Here is a 16,141-nt window from a genome sequence, read left to right on the forward strand (position 1 = left end):
GTACAGGCTTACAACTGCTCCAGGCAGCCGGCAAGGTCACCACCAAGCTTTTCAAGCAGGCGCTCATAGCCCTTGGCATCCACTGGGTCGGTACCACCCAGGGCATCCAGCTCCGCCAACCGCACCGGCAGCCCGGCCGTCAGTGTCTCGGCCAGGCGCGGGCGCAGCGGTGGCTCGCTGAACACACAGGTCTTGCCCACTTCCTGCAAGCGCTTGCGCATCGCAGCCACATGCTGCGCGCCCGGCTGCACCTCGGACGCCACACTGAACACGCCTGTGTGCTCCAGGCCATAGGCCGACTCGAAGTAGTCGAACGCCTCATGGAACACGAAGTAGGGCTTGCCGGCGATCCCGGCCACCCGCGCCTTGATCCGCGCATCCATGCCATCCAGGCGCTCGGTAAAGGCTTTCAGGTTGCTCTGGTAGCGCGCCGCATTGGCGGGGTCCGCCGCCGCCAGGTCAGCCGCCATCTTCGCCGCGATCACCCGGGCGTTGACCGACGACAGCCACAGGTGCGCATCCAGGCTGCCTGGGCGGTGATCATGGTCATGGTCGTCCTGGTCCGCCTCCTCATGGGAATGGCTGTCCTCACCAAAGTGGCGCAGCTTCATGCCTGAAAGCGACTGCACGGCCACTGTCGGCTTGCTGCGGCTGCCCAGCACCCGCGGCAGGAAGTTCTCCATGTCCGGGCCGATCCAGTACAGCAGGTCGGCGTCGCCGACCTTGCGCACGTCGGACGGGCGCAGGGCGTAGTGGTGCGGCGAAGCGCCCGGCGGCAGCAGCACGTCCGGCTTGCCCACGCCATCCTGCACGGCGGCGGCAATCTGCTGCAGGGGTTTGATGCTGGTCAGCACGCGCACGTCGGCCTGCGCCGAACAGGCGATGAAAGCGACAAAAAGCACAAGGAATCGGGACACGATGAATACTCGACTCGTCAGAAACAGGTAACATAATAACGTCTCCATCCAGAACCGTCGCTGCCCATGTCCATCACGCCGCTGGCTCACCGTCCCCACGATCATTCCCATTGCGTGCACAGCGCCTTGTCCGAAGCAGATGCCTTGTGCGCGCGCCAGGGCCTGCGCCTGACTGCACTGCGCCGACGTGTGCTGGAGTTGGTGTGGCAGAGCCACAAGCCGCTGGGCGCCTACGACATTCTCGCCGTGCTCAGCGAGCAGGACGGCCGCCGTGCCGCGCCCCCCACGGTGTACCGCGCCCTGGACTTCCTGCTGGAAAACGGCCTGGTACACCGCATCGCCTCGCTCAACGCCTTCATCGGCTGCAGCCACCCGAAGCACGCGCACCAAGGCCAGTTCCTGATCTGCCGCGAGTGCCACGTTGCCATCGAGCTGGAGCAGGACAGCATCAGCGACGCCATCATCAACAGCGCCAAGGGCGTGGGCTTCAGCGTCGAAACCCAGACAGTGGAAATCGTCGGCCTGTGCGCCAACTGCCGGAGCGCAGCATGAGCGACGCCCTGATCCGCCTCGAGCAGGTCGGCGTCAGCTTTGGTGGCGAAGCGGTGCTCGACAGCATCGACCTGTCGGTGGCGCCCGGCCAGATCGTTACCCTGATCGGCCCCAACGGTGCCGGCAAGACCACCCTGGTGCGCGCCGTGCTCGGGCTGCTCAAGCCGCACCGCGGCAAGGTCTGGCGCAAACCGAAGCTGCGCATCGGCTACATGCCGCAAAAAATCCAAGTGGACGCCACGCTGCCGCTGTCGGTGCTGCGTTTCTTGCGCCTGGTGCCCGGGGTAGACCGCGCGGCTGCCTTGTCGGCACTGCAGGAAGTGGGCGCCGAACAGGTCATCGACAGCCCGATCCAGACCATTTCCGGCGGTGAGATGCAGCGCGTACTGCTGGCCCGGGCACTGCTGCGCGAGCCTCAGCTGCTGGTGCTCGACGAGCCGGTTCAAGGTGTCGACGTGGTCGGCCAGACCGAGCTGTACAACCTGATCACTCGCCTGCGCGACCGCCACGGCTGCGGCGTGCTGATGGTCTCCCACGACCTGCACCTGGTGATGAGCGCCACCGACCAGGTGGTCTGCCTGAACCGCCACGTGTGCTGCTCGGGCCACCCTGAGCAAGTCAGCAACGACCCGGCCTTTGTCGAGCTGTTTGGCCAAAACGCTCCGAGCCTGGCCGTCTACCACCACCACCACGACCACAGCCACGACCTGCACGGCTCGGTCGTCGCCCCTGGCGCCCATGTTCACGGAGAGCACTGCAAGCATGGCTGATTTTCTTCTTTACGCCTTGCTTGCGGGACTTTCCCTGGCAGTGGTAGCGGGCCCGCTCGGCTCGTTCGTGGTGTGGCGGCGCATGGCGTACTTCGGCGACACCCTGTCCCACGCCGCGCTGCTGGGCGTTGCCCTGGGCTTCGTGCTGGATGTCAGCCCGGCCTTGGCGGTAACCGTGGGCTGCCTGCTGCTGGCTATCCTGCTGGTAACCTTGCAGCAACGCCAGCCGCTGGCCTCCGATACCCTGCTCGGCATCCTGGCCCCCAGCACCCTCTCGCTGGGCCTGGTGGTACTGAGCTTCATGCATGACGTGCGCATCGACCTGATGGCCTACCTGTTCGGCGACCTGCTGGCCATCAGCACCACCGACCTGGCGTGGATTCTGGGCGGCAGTGCGCTGGTCCTACTGCTGCTCGCCGCCCTGTGGCGACCGTTGCTGGCCATCACCGTGCACGAAGAACTGGCCATGGTCGAAGGCCTGCCGGTAGCAGGCCTGCGCATGGCGCTGATGCTGCTGATTGCCGTGGTCATTGCCGTGGCCATGAAGATCGTCGGCGTGCTGCTGATCACCTCATTGTTGATCATTCCCGCTGCCGCGGCACAGCGCCACGCCCGCTCGCCAGAGCAGATGGCACTGGGCGCCAGCCTGCTGGGCATTACCGCCGTATGCGGCGGCCTGGCCATGTCCTGGTTCAAGGACACCCCGGCCGGGCCATCGATCGTGGTCTGCGCGGCAGTGCTATTCTTGCTGAGCCTGGCCCTGCCAAAACGCTGAAAACCGGGGTGCACAGAGTTGCACCCTGCAACCTTTTCACCGGTAAAGGGTCTGTAAGACTTATTTTCGAGCGTGCGCACCTGGGTGTAGACTTGCTCGCTTTTTGCGCAAATAGAGAGTCGCAGGAATGAAGCCGTTCGCATCCCGTTATCTGCTTGTTGCCGCGTTTTCCCTGTTTCTGGCTGCGTGTTCCAGCACGCCGGTCGAGCAGGCCAATGCACCTGCCCAAGCCGATGCCTGGCAGCAGCTGCAACAGAGTATCGCCAGCAACGAGCTGGCCACCGCCGAAGACCAGCTGGCTGCCCTGCAGGCGCAGTCACCGGATGACGCACGCCTGGAGCAAAACCAGCGCCAGCTGGCCGAGGCCTACCTGAAACGCAGCCAGATCGTATTGCAGAAGGGCGACGTCAATGCCGCCGCCACCGCGCTGGCCAGGGCCCGGGCGCTGATGCCGCAAGCACCGGCCGTAACCGGCGGTGACGCCGTGACCCAGGCGCGCAAGGCCGAGCTGGAGAAGGCCGAAGCGGCCTTGAAGGCGGCTGAGGCCAAGCCGCAGGCGCGGGTAATCGATCCGACGGCGCCGAGCACGGTGATTGCGCTGAAGACCACCGACATCCGGGCGATGCGCCGCCAGCTCGATGAGATTGCCAAGGACGTGGTCAATTACCAGTGTGACGTGGTGTTCCAGGTGCCGCGTACTCAGGATGCACCTTGGCTGAAGACCCTGCTGGAGAAGCGCGTGCACAAGCTCGACAGTGGATTCCAGCTGAATCAGAAGCATGAGATTCAGCGGTCGATGCCGGTGCAGGTGGTCCTCGTCCCGCATCAGCGCTGAGAAGCCGGGGGCTGCTTTGCAGCCCCCTATACAAAGTAGCCCCTAGGCTGGGACAGCCTCGGCAGCTGCTTCCCGCTCCCAAACCCGATGCCCCTCGACCGCTTTGACAAAGGCATCCACAGCCTTTTTCTCATCCCCGAGCAGCAATCCCTTGTCTTCCTTGAGCCCAAGGCTATTCAACAGGTCCTTGGTCAACACCATCGCCTTGAGATGCTTGTAGCCCTCCAGCAGGAAGTGCTTGGCCAACCCACTTGAAGCCAAGGCCTTGTCCACACCCTTGGGCACTACAATCCCGTCGAACATGATCGACGGCATCCCCTCCATCGACGCATCCACCGCCAATGCCTTGCCATCCGCCGCCTTCACCGGCGCCGAAGTCGGCCCCAGCAGCATCGGCCTGGCGCTTTCGGCTTCCAGCGCCTTGACCAGTTTGTCGACGCTTGCGCCGTCTACGCCATCGGCTAACAGCACCGCGATCTTGCGTCCCTTGATGCCGACCACGCCAGGGTGGTTCATCTGGCTCAAGGCCGGCGATTTTGCCAGCTGGCTACCCTTGACCTGCACCGTACCGGCCTTGGGCGCCGGCAAGCCAAGGTTGGCAGCGACAGCAGCGGCCAGCTTCAGGTCGATGTTGGCAAGAATCTCATTCACCTGGCGCGCGCGAATGTGCTCCCGCTCCACCTTCCCCAGCTCAAAGCTGTAGGCCTTGATGATGTGCTGTTGCTCGGTCGGGCTCATGCTCTGGAAGAACAGCCGCGCCTGCGAGAAGTGATCACCGAACGACTCGCTGCGCTGGCGGATCTTGTGCGCGTCGATGCGCTCCTGGTAGCTCTCGAAGCCCCCATCCTGAGCAGCCGGTGGCGTTTCTTTCGGCCAGCCGCTGTCGATCGAATTGGGTTCATAGGAAGCTCGCCCCTTGTGCACCACATGCTGGTGCAGCGCATCGCGCTGATTGTTGTGGTTTGGCGCAACGGGCCGGTTGATGGGGATCTGGTGGAAATTCGGCCCGCCAAGGCGGCTGATCTGCGTGTCGGTGTAGGAGAACAGCCGGCCCTGCAGCAACGGATCATTGGTGAAATCGATCCCCGGCACGATATGGCCAGGGCAGAAAGCAACCTGCTCAACCTCGGCGAAGAAATTGTCCGGATTGCGGTTGAGCACCATTTTACCCAGTGGCGTAACCGGCACCAGCTCTTCGGGAATGATCTTGGTCGGGTCGAGCAGGTCGAAGTCGAACTTGTGTTCATCCGCCTCCGGCACGATCTGCACGCCCAGTTCCCATTCCGGATAATCGCCGGTTTCGATGGCTTCCCACAGGTCCCGGCGCTGGAAGTCGGTGTCTTTGCCTGCAAGTTTTTGGGCCTCGTCCCACAAAAGCGAGTGCACGCCCTGGCGCGGCTTCCAGTGGAACTTGACGAAACTCGCCACGCCTTGGGCATTGATAAGGCGGAAGGTATGCACGCCAAAGCCTTCCATCATCCGCAGGCTGCGCGGAATGGCGCGGTCAGACATGGCCCAGATAACCATGTGGGCGGATTCGGGCACCAGCGAGACGAAGTCCCAGAAGGTGTCGTGGGCCGATCCACCGGTGGGGATTTCATTGTGTGGTTCCGGTTTTACCGCGTGCACGAAGTCTGGGAACTTGATGGCATCCTGGATGAAGAAGACCGGCATGTTGTTACCCACCAGGTCGAAATTGCCTTCATCGGTATAGAACTTCACGGCGAACCCGCGCACGTCGCGCACCGTGTCGCCCGACCCGCGCGGACCTTGCACGGTGGAAAAACGCACGAACACCGGGGTGATCTTTTCCGGGTTTTGCAGGAAGCCCGCCTTGGTCAGCTCGGCGTGATTGCCGTAGCTCTGGAAGAAGCCATGCGCGCCGGTGCCACGGGCATGCACGATACGTTCAGGGATGCGCTCGTGGTCAAAATGGGTGATCTTCTCGCGCATGATGAAGTCTTCGAGCAGCGACGGTCCGCGCGGGCCGGCCTTGAGCGTATTCTGGTTGTCGGCGATGCGTACGCCCTGGTTGGTCCGCAGGGCCTGGCCGGTGGCATCGCTGCGCGCCGCCTCCAGGGCCTGCAGTTTGCTGTTGGTATTGGCCCGGTCGGGGGTGTCGGTACCGGCGAGCTGGCTCTGTTTCGGCGAATCCGGTTTCTTGCTGGGCATCACGGCTCTCCTTATCAGTCTTCAGGCGTGCCCGTCTCGGGCTTGTGCAAGTAGTGACTGGAGGACTTTGTCGAGCGTTCAATCAGGATTACCGGTTGTCGCGATATGCCCGAAGGATTGGTGCATTACGAAATAAATGCTAAGAACAGCTATGGGAAAAGGCTAAAATGCGCGACCCCAGCTAACCGCTGCCCCAAATTCCATGCGCCCCACAAGGTTCGCTACGTGATCGAGTTCCAACAGGTACACAAGACCTACCGCGTTGCCGGTAGGGAAATCCCCGCACTGAATCCGACCAGCCTGACCATTGAAAATGGCCAGGTGTTCGGCCTGATCGGCCATTCCGGCGCCGGCAAGAGCACCATGCTGCGCCTGATCAACCGCCTCGAAGAGCCTTCCGGCGGCACGATCATCGTCGACGGCGAAGACGTTACCGCGTTCAACGCCAGCCAGCTGCGCGGCTTCCGCCAGCAGGTCGGGATGATCTTCCAGCACTTCAACCTGCTGGCGTCCAAGACTGTCGCCGACAACGTCGCCCTGCCGCTGACCCTGGCCGGCGAGCTGTCGCGCAATGAGATCGACAAGCGTGTCACCGAGCTGCTGGCCCGTGTCGGCCTGCAGGACCACGCCAGGAAGTACCCGGCGCAGCTTTCCGGCGGCCAAAAGCAGCGCGTCGGCATCGCCCGCGCTCTGTCGACCAACCCGAAGATCCTGCTGTGCGACGAAGCCACCAGCGCCCTCGACCCGCAGACCACCGCTTCGGTGCTGCAGCTGCTGGCCGAGATCAACCGTGAGCTGAAGCTGACCATCGTGCTGATCACCCATGAAATGGACGTGATCCGCCGGGTCTGCGACCGCGTGGCGGTGATGGATGCCGGTCAGATCGTCGAGCAAGGCCCGGTGGCCGATGTGTTCCTGCACCCGCAACATCCGACCACCAAGCGTTTCGTCCAGGAGGATGAACAGGTCGACGAAGGCGAGCAGCGCGATGACTTCGCCCACGTGCCAGGCCGTATCGTGCGCCTGACCTTCCAGGGCGATTCCACCTACGCCCCGCTGCTGGGCACCGTGGCCCGCGAAACCGGCGTGGACTACAGCATCCTCGCCGGGCGCATCGACCGCATCAAGGATGTCCCCTATGGCCAGCTCACCCTTGCCCTGATCGGCGGGGACATGGAAGCGGCGTTTGCCCGCTTCAAGGCAGCTGACGTACATATGGAGGTACTGCGTTGATGGACGCCCTGAATTTCTTCGCCAACGTCGACTGGGCCGAAATCTGGCTGGCCACCGTCGATACCATGATCATGCTGTTCGGCTCGCTGTTCTTCACCGTGCTGCTGGGCCTGCCACTGGGCGTGCTGCTGTTCCTCTGCGGGCCGAAGCAGATGTTCGAGCAGAAGGGCGTGTACGCGCTGCTGTCGCTGATCGTCAACATTCTGCGCTCGCTGCCGTTCATCATCCTGCTGATCGTGATGATTCCGTTCACCGTGCTGATCACCGGCACCTCGCTGGGTGTCGCTGGTGCCATCCCGCCGCTGGTGGTGGGTGCCACGCCGTTCTTCGCGCGCCTGGTGGAAACCGCCCTGCGTGAAGTGGACCGCGGCATCATCGAGGCCACCCAGTCGATGGGCGCCACCACCCGCCAGATCATCACCAGCGCGCTGCTGCCGGAGGCCCGCCCGGGCATCTTCGCGGCGATTACCGTCACCGCCATCACCCTGGTGTCTTACACCGCCATGGCCGGTGTGGTCGGCGCTGGCGGCCTGGGCGACCTGGCCATCCGCTTCGGTTACCAGCGCTTCCAGACCGACGTGATGGTGGTGACCGTGGTGCTGTTGCTGGTGCTGGTTCAAGTCCTGCAGAGCGTGGGCGACAAACTGGTCGTGCATTTTTCCCGTAAGTAACCCCAATGGGGTCGGCCCGGCCGACCCGTTCGGGGGCCGTCGCGGCCCTCACAAGGAGTGATTCATGAAGAAGCTGCTTGCTGTTGTCGCCGCTGTGGCGGCCCTCTCGGCCAACGCCGACGAAGCCAAATCCCAAAGCCTCACCGTAGCCGCCACCCCGGTGCCGCACGCCGAGATCCTCAACTTCGTCAAGCCTCAGCTGGCGAAAGAAGGCGTAGACCTGAAGGTCAAGGAATTCACCGACTACATCCAGCCGAACGTGCAGGTGGCCGAGAAGCGCCTGGACGCCAACTTCTTCCAGCACCAGCCATACCTGGATGAGTTCAACAAGGCCAAGGGCACCAACCTGGTCAGCGTTGCCGGCGTGCACATCGAGCCGCTGGGCGTGTACTCGACCAAGATCAAGAAGCTCGACGAACTGTCCTCCGGCGCCACCGTGGTCATCCCCAACGACGCCACCAACGGCGGCCGCGCCCTGCTGCTGCTGGACAAGGCCGGCGTGATCAAGCTGAAGGACAACACCAACATCCTGTCCACTGTGAAGGACGTTGCCGAAAACCCGAAAAGCGTGAAATTCCGTGAGCTGGAAGCGGCCACCATCCCGCGCGTGCTGACCCAGGTCGATATCGCCCTGATCAACACCAACTACGCGCTGGAAGCCAAGCTGAACCCGGAGAAAGACGCTCTGGCCATCGAAGGCAAAGACTCGCCTTACGTGAACATCCTGGTTGCCCGCCCGGACAACAAGGACTCGGACGCGATGAAGAAGCTGGCTGCTGCACTGCATTCGCCTGAGGTGAAGCAGTTCATCAACGAGAAGTACAAAGGCGCTGTGGTGCCGGCGTTCTAAGCCAAACAATCGCGCTGGACTCTTTGCGGGGCAAGCCCGCTCCTACAAGACTGCACAAGGCCATAAGCCAGCGCTGTACCTGTAGGAGCGGGCTTGCCCCGCGAAGCTTTTAAAGCCCCGTCAATCCCGCTTCACAAGCCCTGGCAGTTGCGCCACCAGCTTCTGGTTGTTGAACGGCGCACGAATGAACCCGCGCTGACGCCCATCGGGCCCAACGACTGCCAGGTTGCCGCTGTGATCCACGGTATACCCCGGCTTGCTGGTATCGGCCGGGATGAACGGAATGCTCAAGGCATTGGCCAGCTTCTGAGTATCTTCGATCGACCCCGCCACCCCGACGAAATCCTTGTCGAAATAGCCCAGGTACTGCTTCAGTTGGTTCGGCGTATCGCGGTTCGGGTCCACGCTCACCAAAACCACCTGCAGCCGGTCCACGGCCTCCTTGGGCAGCTCGCTCTTCACCTGACGCAGCTGGGCCAGGGTGGTCGGGCAGATGTCCGGGCAGTAGGTGTAGCCGAAGAACAGCAGCGACCATTTGCCCTTCAGGTCGTCCAGCTGCACCGGCTGGCCATCCTGGTTGGTCATGGTCACGTCGGCCACCGCGCGGCTCTGCGGCAACAGAATGATGCCGGCATCGATCAGCTCGGTCGGGTTGAGCTGGCCCCGTTCACTGAGCACCTTGTTGACGGTAAGGCCCAGGATCAGCGCGACCAGGGCGACGAGGATGAAGACGGTTTTCTGGGTTCGGGTCATAGATTCAGCAACAGGTAGTGGTCAACGAGCAACGCGATAAACAGCGCGAACAGGTAGCCGATAGAGTACTTGAAGGTGCCGATCGCCGCGTGCGGCCGGCTGCCACGGTACAACACCCATGCCCATTGCAGGAAGCGCAGGCCCAGTACCAGGGCGCAGGCCAGGTACAACAGGCCGCTCATGTGGATGGCAAACGGCAGCAGGCTGACTGCCAGCAATATCAGGCTGTACAGCAGGATATGCAGTTTGGTGTAACGCTCACCGTGGGTAACCGGCAGCATCGGGATATCGGCCTTGGCATATTCCTCCTTGCGGTGGATGGCCAGCGCCCAGAAGTGCGGTGGCGTCCAGGCGAAGATGATCAGCACCAGCAACAGGGGCTCGGCGCTGACATGGCCGCTCACTGCGACCCAGCCCAGCAGCGGCGGCGCGGCGCCTGCCAGGCCGCCAATGACGATGTTCTGAGGCGTGGCACGCTTGAGAAAGCCGGTGTAGAGCACCGCATAGCCGAGCAGGGAAGCCAGGGTCAGCCAGGCGGTGAGGGCGTTGGTAAAGACCAGCAGCAGGGCCATGCCAAGCAGCGCCAGAGCCAGGGCGAACAGCAACGCCGGCACAGGTTCGACCCGGCCTTGAGCCAATGGCCGCTTGTGGGTACGCGCCATCAATGCGTCGATGCGCCGGTCCACCACATGGTTGACCACTGCCGCGCTGCCCGCACACAGGGCGATACCCAGGTTGCCGAACAGCAGCACACTCCAGCTGACCCCAGCGCGGGTCGCCAGGAACATGCCCGCCAGCGAGGTGATCAACATCAAAACCACCACCTTGGGCTTGGTCAGCTCCAGGTAATCGCGCCAGCCGGCACGCCGTGCGCTCAGAAGCGTCGCCACGAATCGTTCCTCATGTGATGGTTGATGCTCACTCCGGCCACAGGCCGCAGGCGCCAGCCCTGCCCGACGCCGACGCGGACCTTGTCGACCACGCGGATGCGGTAGTTCACCAGTACCATGCTCAGCAGCAGCAACGCTCCGCCCGCGTTATGCGCGACGGCCACGGCCAGCGGCAGGTGGAACAGCACGTTGCTGATCCCCAGGCCGACCTGCACGGCCAGCGCCAGCAGCACCAGCCGCGACAGCCCAGTGAGGCCACAGCGGTAAAGCTTCCAGCTGAGCATCAGCAGCACACAGGTCACCAAAAGCGCGCCCAGACGGTGGCTGATGTGGATGGCCGTGCGTGCATCGCTGTCCAGCTGCCCACCCAAGTAGTTGGGGCCGACGTGCTGGCTGAGGTGGAAGCCGTTGCTGAAATCGGCCGCCGGCCACCACTGGCCATGGCAGGTGGGCAGATCGATGCAGGCGACCGCCGCATAGTTGGCACTCACCCAGCCGCCCAGGGCGATCTGGCCGATCACCACCAGCAAGGCCAACGCGGCTATCCGCCGTAGACTGAGCGGTAGCTTTGGCAACGGCGCAAAGGCCCGGGATAGACGCAGGGACAGCAGGAACAGCAGGCTCAAGGTGGTGAAGCCACCCAGCAGGTGCGCTGTGACCACTTGCGGCCACAGCTTGAGCGTGACGGTCCACATGCCGAACGCTGCCTGCGCCAGCACCACGCCCAGCAACAACAGGGGCAGGCGATAGGGCTGGCCATCGCTGGCATGTCGGCGCAGCGCCTGCAAGGCGAGCAGGGCGATCACCACGGCGAGGGTACCGGCAAAGTAGCGGTGGACCATCTCGGCCCAGCCCTTGGCCTCTTCCACCGGATGGTCCGGGAAGTGCAGTCCGGCATGGGCCAGCTGCGCTTCGCTACTGGGCACGCTGATGAAACCATAGCAACCCGGCCAGTCGGGGCAGCCGAGCCCGGCGTGGGTCAGGCGGGTGTAGGCACCGAGCAGGACGACCAGCAGTGCCAGCAAGGTAGCGAACACAGCGATGCGGAATCCGGGTCTGGCCATGGCAGGCTCCTAGCCGATGTTGGACAGCTTGAGCAGGTGACGCAGGTCATCGAGCACGTGCTTGCCGTTGACCTTGCCGTCGTAGCGCAACACCAGGTTGCCGTGCGGGTCGACTATCCACAATTGCGGACCGGTCTCGCCAACCTTCTGCAGGTAGCGCTGTGCATCCAGTGGATAGCGTTGCAGCTGTGGATACTCACGCCCCAGCAGCGCCTGATAGTCGCTGTCCAACGGCTGGGCGGCAGCCAAGGCGTGGCTGGCACGGCTGGCGTCGCGGCCCAGACCGACCTGAATCTGCCGCACCAGGTACACCAGGCGCTGGCACTCCTCGGTGCAGGCCTCGGGCGCGCTGACCAGCAGTTGCCAGCGTTCGTCCTCGCCGGCAATGCCGATATCGACGCGGCTCTCGCCGTTGCCGATCATCACGCCGTGGTAGCTGCGGCCGTCCGGTACCCAGAACTGGAGCTTGTACATGCAGGTCGCCAGGATCATCGGCCCAAGCACTACCAGCAAAATCAGAATCAACTGCAAACGCCCGCGGGCTGTGGGCTTGCCACGTTCAGGCACGTCCAGTCGAGTGGCGGTGGCCATGCTGTTTCTCCTTGTTGTTGTGCCAGCCGAAGTAGAGGTAGAGCAGCACCAGCGCAGTGGCCAGGGCGAACCACTGCACGGCGTAACCCAGGTGTTTTTCCGGACCCATGGCGACTACCGGCCAGTCCAGCCGATAAACAGCCGGGCCGGGCTCCAGGCGTAACTCATGGGCGAAGCCTTCACGACCGAGCTGCTGCCACACTTGCGCAGCGTCGACCGCGGTGAGCAGGTGCGGCCATTGCCCCCCGACCGGGTCGGGGTGCAGCTGGAAGGTGCTGCCCGGTGCCACATACACCGACGCGTTCAGCGTCAGTACCTGGTCGGGGGTATCGAAATGCACCGGCACGCGGCGGTCTGGCCAAGGTAACCAGCCGCGGTTGACCAGCAGCCACAGGCCACTGGCCTGGTCATGGAAGGCTTGCAGCAGCTCGACACCGGCCTGGCCGTCACGCATGCGGTTGTCCAGCAACACGCTGTGCTCGGCGTCGAAGCGGCCATAGAGATGCACACGGCGGAAGGCAGTGTCCTGGGTCTGCAGCAACTGGGTGGTGGCCAGCGGGGCCTCGACCTCACGCTGGGCATAGGTCTCCAGCAATACGCGCTTCTCTTCGGCCCGGCCGAGTTGCCAGCAGCCAAGTGCAATCAGCCCCGGCAGCAGCGCAAGCACTACCAGGGTCGGTATCCAGCCTGGGCGAAACCGCCTCATCGCAGCCTCGCCGGGCCAATCGCTATACTTATCCACATCACCGCATCCCCCCGGAGTATCGCCATGCTCAAGGCCGCGATTGTCCTGATGCTGTTGGCCACGGTTGCCAGCCTGTTCAGTGGCCTGGTGTTTCTGGTCAAGGATGATGAAAACTCGACCCGCCTGCTTAAAGCCCTGACCGTGCGGGTGGCCCTTGCCACCCTGACCATCGGCCTGGTCGCCTGGGGTTTCATCAGTGGCCAGCTGGTGTCTCACGCACCGTTCTGATCACAGCACATACACAAAGATGAACAGCCCCACCCACACCACATCGACGAAGTGCCAATACCAGCTTGCCGCCTCGAACCCGAAGTGTTTTTCGGGGTTGAAGTGCCCGCGCAGGATGCGCACGAACATCACGATCAGGATGATCGTGCCCAAGGTCACGTGGGCCCCGTGGAAACCCGTGAGCATGAAGAACGTCGCGCCATAGATGCCCGAGCCCAGGGTCAGCCCCAGCTTGGTGTAGGCCTCGTGGTACTCGTAGGCCTGCAGCGTGATGAAGCTGATGCCCAGCAGGATGGTCAGCGCCATCCAGAATTTCAGCGGGCCTCGATGGTCACGGCGCAGGGCGTGGTGAGCGATGGTGATGGTCACGCTGGAGCTGACCAGCAAGATGGTGTTGATCAGCGGCAGGTGCCACGGGTCGATCACTTCCTTGGGCGGCGGGAACAGTTTCGGGTCGGGCGTGTGCAACAGCGGCCAGGTGAATTCGAACGTCGGCCAGAGCATGTGCGCAACACCTTTGGCCCCTTCACCGCCCAGCCACGGCCCGGCCAGCACACGCACGTAGAACAGCGCGCCGAAGAAGGCCATGAAGAACATCACTTCCGAGAAGATGAACCAGCTCATGCCCCAGCGGAACGATCGGTCCAGCTGCGGGCTGTACAGCCCGGCACGGCTCTCGCGGACCACCGAGCCGAACCAGCCGAACAGCATGTAGGCCAGGAACAACGCGCCGACGAAGAAGATCAGCGGCCCGTGTGATGACGGGTGGCCGGCCTTCATGTCGTTGAACCAGGTACCCAGGCCGAACACCGTGATGAACATGCCAATGGTGGCGATGATCGGCCACTTGCTCTGCGCCGGAACGTAGTAGTGCTCATGACTTGCCATTGCTGTTCTCCTTCCCTCAGCGGGCGCCCTGGACGTCCTGTACCGCGGCATGGGCGACCGGCGGATGACGTGCAGTGATGTCGAACAAGGTGTAGGCCAGTGTCAGGTGCTTCACGCTTTCCGGCAGGTCGCGGTCGACGATGAAGCGCACCGGCATCTCGATGCGTTCGCCGGGCTGCAGCACCTGCTGGGTAAAGCAAAAGCACTCGGTCTTGTGGAAATACGCCGCGGCCTCGGCCGGGGTGATGCTGGGTATCGCTTGCGCACTCATCGGCCGGTTGGTCGGGTTGTGCGCGACGAAGATCATCTGGTTCACAGACCCCGGGTTGACCTCGAGTTCGTCGCCCTTGGAATAGAAGTCCCAGACCATGTCGGCGGCGTTGGTCGACATGAACTGCACCCGCACCGAACGCGTCGGGTCACTGACCTGGCTGCCCTCGTACTGCCCACCGGTCTTGCCGTTGATGCCGAAGGCCTTGCACATCACGTCATACATCGGCACCAGGGCAAACCCGAAGCCGAACATCACCACCGTCAGCAGCAGCAGGCGGGTGACCAGGCGCTTGAGCGACGAGCCTTTCATGGCGAGGCTCCTATTTCACTTCCGGCGGAGTCTGGAAGGTGTGATACGGCGCCGGCGAGGGGATCGACCATTCCAGGCCCTCGGCGCCATCCCAGGGCTTGGCCGGTGCCGGCGCGCCGCCACGAATGCACTTGATGACGATGAACAGGAAGAACAGCTGCGTGGTGCCGAACAGGAAGGCGCCAATCGACGAAACCATGTTGAAGTCGGCGAACTGCAGGTTGTAGTCGGGAATACGCCGTGGCATCCCGGCCAGGCCCACGAAGTGCATGGGGAAGAAGGCCATGTTCATGCCGACGAACGACAGCCAGAAGTGCAGCTTGCCGAGCGTTTCGTCATACATGTGGCCGGTCCATTTCGGCAGCCAGTAGTAGGCCGAGGCAAAGATGCCAAAGATCGCCCCGGGCACCAGCACATAGTGGAAGTGCGCCACCACGAAGTAGGTGTCGTGGTACTGGAAGTCCGCCGGGGCGATGGCCAGCATCAACCCGGAGAAACCACCGATGGTGAACAGGATGACGAAGGCGATGGCGAACAGCATCGGCGTCTCGAAGCTGAGCGAGCCTTCCCACATGGTGCTGACCCAGTTGAACACCTTCACCCCGGTGGGTACGGCGATGAGCATGGTGGCGTACATGAAGAACAGCTCGCCGACCACCGGGATACCGACCACGAACATGTGGTGGGCCCAGACGATGAACGACAGGAAGGCAATCGCGCCGGTGGCGTAGACCATCGAGGTGTAGCCGAACAGCGGCTTGCGCGAGAACGCCGGGATGATCGAGCTGACCGCGCCGAAGGCCGGCAGGATCATGATGTACACCTCGGGGTGGCCGAAGAACCAGAACACATGCTGGAACAGCACCGGGTCACCGCCACCGGCGGCGCTGAAGAAGCTGGTGCCGAAGTGGATGTCCATCAGCATCATGGTCACCACGCCGGCCAGCACCGGCATCACCGCGATCAGCAGGAACGCGGTGATCAGCCAGGTCCAGACGAACAGCGGCATCTTCATCAGGGTCATGCCTGGGGCGCGCAGGTTGAGGATGGTGGCGATCACGTTGATCGCGCCCATGATCGAGCTGATACCCATCAGGTGGATGGCGAAGATGAAGAAGGTGACGCTGGCCGGGGCGTAGGTGGTCGACAGTGGGGCATAGAAGGTCCAGCCGAAGTTCGGCCCGCCGCCGGGGCTGAACAGGGTCGAGACCAGCAGCAGGAACGCCGCTGGCAGCAGCCAGAAGCTGAAGTTGTTCATCCGCGGCAGGGCCATGTCGGGTGCGCCAATCATCAGCGGGATCATCCAGTTGGCCAGGCCGACGAAGGCCGGCATCACCGCACCGAACACCATGATCAGGCCGTGCATTGTGGTCATCTGGTTGAAGAACGCCGGCTCGACGATCTGCAGACCGGGCTGGAACAGCTCGGCGCGTATCACCATGGCGAACGAGCCGCCAAGCAGGAACATCATGAAGGCGAACCACAGGTACATCGTGCCGATGTCCTTGTGGTTGGTGGTCAGCACCCAGCGCATCAGGCCCTTGGCCGGGCCGTGTGCGTGGTCATGGCCTTGGGCGTGGTCGTCGATCACTGCACTCATGTCCTGTCTCCTGCAATCCGCTGA

The 16,141-nt window shown here is 63.3% G+C and carries 18 protein-coding genes; 8 read left to right on the plus strand and 10 right to left on the minus strand.

What is annotated here, in order from left to right; all coding sequences use genetic code 11:
* Positions 1-8: 8 nt before the first annotated feature.
* Positions 9-965 (minus strand): zinc ABC transporter substrate-binding protein, encoded by a 957-nt coding sequence (locus tag BGP85_RS12620; protein ID WP_103448328.1) that lies wholly within the window; start codon positions 963-965, stop codon positions 9-11.
* A gap of 18 nt (positions 966-983) precedes the next feature.
* Here BGP85_RS12620 and zur point away from each other — a divergent pair, with 18 nt between their 5' ends.
* The 4 genes from zur to BGP85_RS12640 all read left to right on the plus strand — a co-directional run bounded on the left by zur (position 984) and on the right by BGP85_RS12640 (position 3,849).
* The gene (gene zur, locus BGP85_RS12625) at positions 984-1,469 is read left to right on the plus strand and encodes a zinc uptake transcriptional repressor Zur (RefSeq protein WP_103448329.1); all 486 of its coding nucleotides are present in this window, start codon (positions 984-986) and stop codon (positions 1,467-1,469) included.
* Positions 1,466-2,239: a zinc ABC transporter ATP-binding protein ZnuC gene (gene znuC / locus BGP85_RS12630; RefSeq protein WP_060483860.1), complete on the plus strand. Its 774-nt coding sequence runs from the start codon at positions 1,466-1,468 to the stop codon at positions 2,237-2,239. The genes zur and znuC overlap by 4 nt, the downstream gene beginning before the upstream one ends.
* Positions 2,232-3,014, plus strand: a complete 783-nt coding sequence (gene znuB / locus BGP85_RS12635; RefSeq protein ID WP_103448330.1) for a zinc ABC transporter permease subunit ZnuB — start codon at positions 2,232-2,234, stop codon at positions 3,012-3,014. The genes znuC and znuB overlap by 8 nt, the downstream gene beginning before the upstream one ends.
* 127 nt (positions 3,015-3,141) lie before the next feature.
* Positions 3,142-3,849 carry a PA5502 family lipoprotein gene (locus BGP85_RS12640; protein WP_103448331.1) on the plus strand — a complete coding sequence of 236 codons (708 nt, stop codon included), beginning with the start codon at positions 3,142-3,144 and terminating at the stop codon, positions 3,847-3,849.
* A gap of 42 nt (positions 3,850-3,891) precedes the next feature.
* Here the strand turns inward: BGP85_RS12640 and katE are convergent, their stop codons facing one another.
* Positions 3,892-6,021: a catalase HPII gene (katE, locus tag BGP85_RS12645; protein WP_103448332.1), complete on the minus strand. Its 2,130-nt coding sequence runs from the start codon at positions 6,019-6,021 to the stop codon at positions 3,892-3,894.
* A gap of 225 nt (positions 6,022-6,246) precedes the next feature.
* Between katE and BGP85_RS12650 the strand changes: the two genes are divergently transcribed.
* The 3 genes from BGP85_RS12650 to BGP85_RS12660 all read left to right on the plus strand — a co-directional run bounded on the left by BGP85_RS12650 (position 6,247) and on the right by BGP85_RS12660 (position 8,775).
* On the plus strand, positions 6,247-7,254 hold the full coding sequence (locus tag BGP85_RS12650; RefSeq protein ID WP_103448333.1) for a methionine ABC transporter ATP-binding protein: 1,008 nt from the start codon (positions 6,247-6,249) through the stop codon (positions 7,252-7,254).
* On the plus strand, positions 7,254-7,925 hold the full coding sequence (locus tag BGP85_RS12655; RefSeq protein WP_103448334.1) for a methionine ABC transporter permease: 672 nt from the start codon (positions 7,254-7,256) through the stop codon (positions 7,923-7,925). Before BGP85_RS12650 ends, BGP85_RS12655 begins: the two co-directional genes overlap by 1 nt.
* Positions 7,926-7,989: 64 nt before the next feature.
* On the plus strand, positions 7,990-8,775 hold the full coding sequence (locus tag BGP85_RS12660) for a MetQ/NlpA family ABC transporter substrate-binding protein (protein WP_103448335.1): 786 nt from the start codon (positions 7,990-7,992) through the stop codon (positions 8,773-8,775).
* Between the two features lie 120 nt (positions 8,776-8,895).
* Here BGP85_RS12660 and BGP85_RS12665 read toward each other — a convergent pair whose 3' ends face one another.
* The 5 genes from BGP85_RS12665 to BGP85_RS12685 are packed head-to-tail and all read right to left on the minus strand — an operon-like array spanning position 8,896 to position 12,779.
* On the minus strand, positions 8,896-9,528 hold the full coding sequence (locus BGP85_RS12665; RefSeq protein ID WP_103448336.1) for an SCO family protein: 633 nt from the start codon (positions 9,526-9,528) through the stop codon (positions 8,896-8,898).
* The gene (gene cyoE / locus BGP85_RS12670; RefSeq protein ID WP_103448337.1) at positions 9,525-10,418 is read right to left on the minus strand and encodes a heme o synthase; all 894 of its coding nucleotides are present in this window, start codon (positions 10,416-10,418) and stop codon (positions 9,525-9,527) included. Before cyoE ends, BGP85_RS12665 begins: the two co-directional genes overlap by 4 nt.
* Positions 10,403-11,482: a COX15/CtaA family protein gene (locus BGP85_RS12675; RefSeq protein WP_103448338.1), complete on the minus strand. Its 1,080-nt coding sequence runs from the start codon at positions 11,480-11,482 to the stop codon at positions 10,403-10,405. Before BGP85_RS12675 ends, cyoE begins: the two co-directional genes overlap by 16 nt.
* Positions 11,483-11,491: 9 nt before the next feature.
* Positions 11,492-12,073 (minus strand): hypothetical protein, encoded by a 582-nt coding sequence (locus BGP85_RS12680; protein ID WP_103448339.1) that lies wholly within the window; start codon positions 12,071-12,073, stop codon positions 11,492-11,494.
* Positions 12,042-12,779, minus strand: coding sequence for an SURF1 family protein (locus tag BGP85_RS12685; protein ID WP_103448340.1), 738 nt, complete (start codon positions 12,777-12,779; stop codon positions 12,042-12,044). The genes BGP85_RS12680 and BGP85_RS12685 overlap by 32 nt, the downstream gene beginning before the upstream one ends.
* 63 nt (positions 12,780-12,842) lie before the next feature.
* Between BGP85_RS12685 and BGP85_RS12690 the strand changes: the two genes are divergently transcribed.
* Positions 12,843-13,046: a twin transmembrane helix small protein gene (locus BGP85_RS12690; RefSeq protein ID WP_060507818.1), complete on the plus strand. Its 204-nt coding sequence runs from the start codon at positions 12,843-12,845 to the stop codon at positions 13,044-13,046.
* Here BGP85_RS12690 and BGP85_RS12695 read toward each other — a convergent pair whose 3' ends face one another.
* From BGP85_RS12695 to ctaD, 3 genes are read right to left on the minus strand one after another with little or no spacing between them, the layout of a single operon-like run.
* Positions 13,047-13,934, minus strand: coding sequence for a cytochrome c oxidase subunit 3 (locus tag BGP85_RS12695; protein WP_103448341.1), 888 nt, complete (start codon positions 13,932-13,934; stop codon positions 13,047-13,049). It abuts the gene before it with no gap.
* Between the two features lie 16 nt (positions 13,935-13,950).
* Positions 13,951-14,517, minus strand: a complete 567-nt coding sequence (locus BGP85_RS12700; protein WP_103448342.1) for a cytochrome c oxidase assembly protein — start codon at positions 14,515-14,517, stop codon at positions 13,951-13,953.
* A 10-nt stretch (positions 14,518-14,527) separates the two neighbouring features.
* Entirely contained in the window at positions 14,528-16,117 is a 1,590-nt protein-coding gene (gene ctaD, locus BGP85_RS12705; RefSeq protein ID WP_060483857.1) for a cytochrome c oxidase subunit I, read from the minus strand.
* Positions 16,118-16,141: the final 24 nt, after the last annotated feature.

The sequence above is a fragment of the Pseudomonas putida genome, assembly GCF_002906855.1.
GTDB lineage: Bacteria > Pseudomonadota > Gammaproteobacteria > Pseudomonadales > Pseudomonadaceae > Aquipseudomonas > Aquipseudomonas putida_N.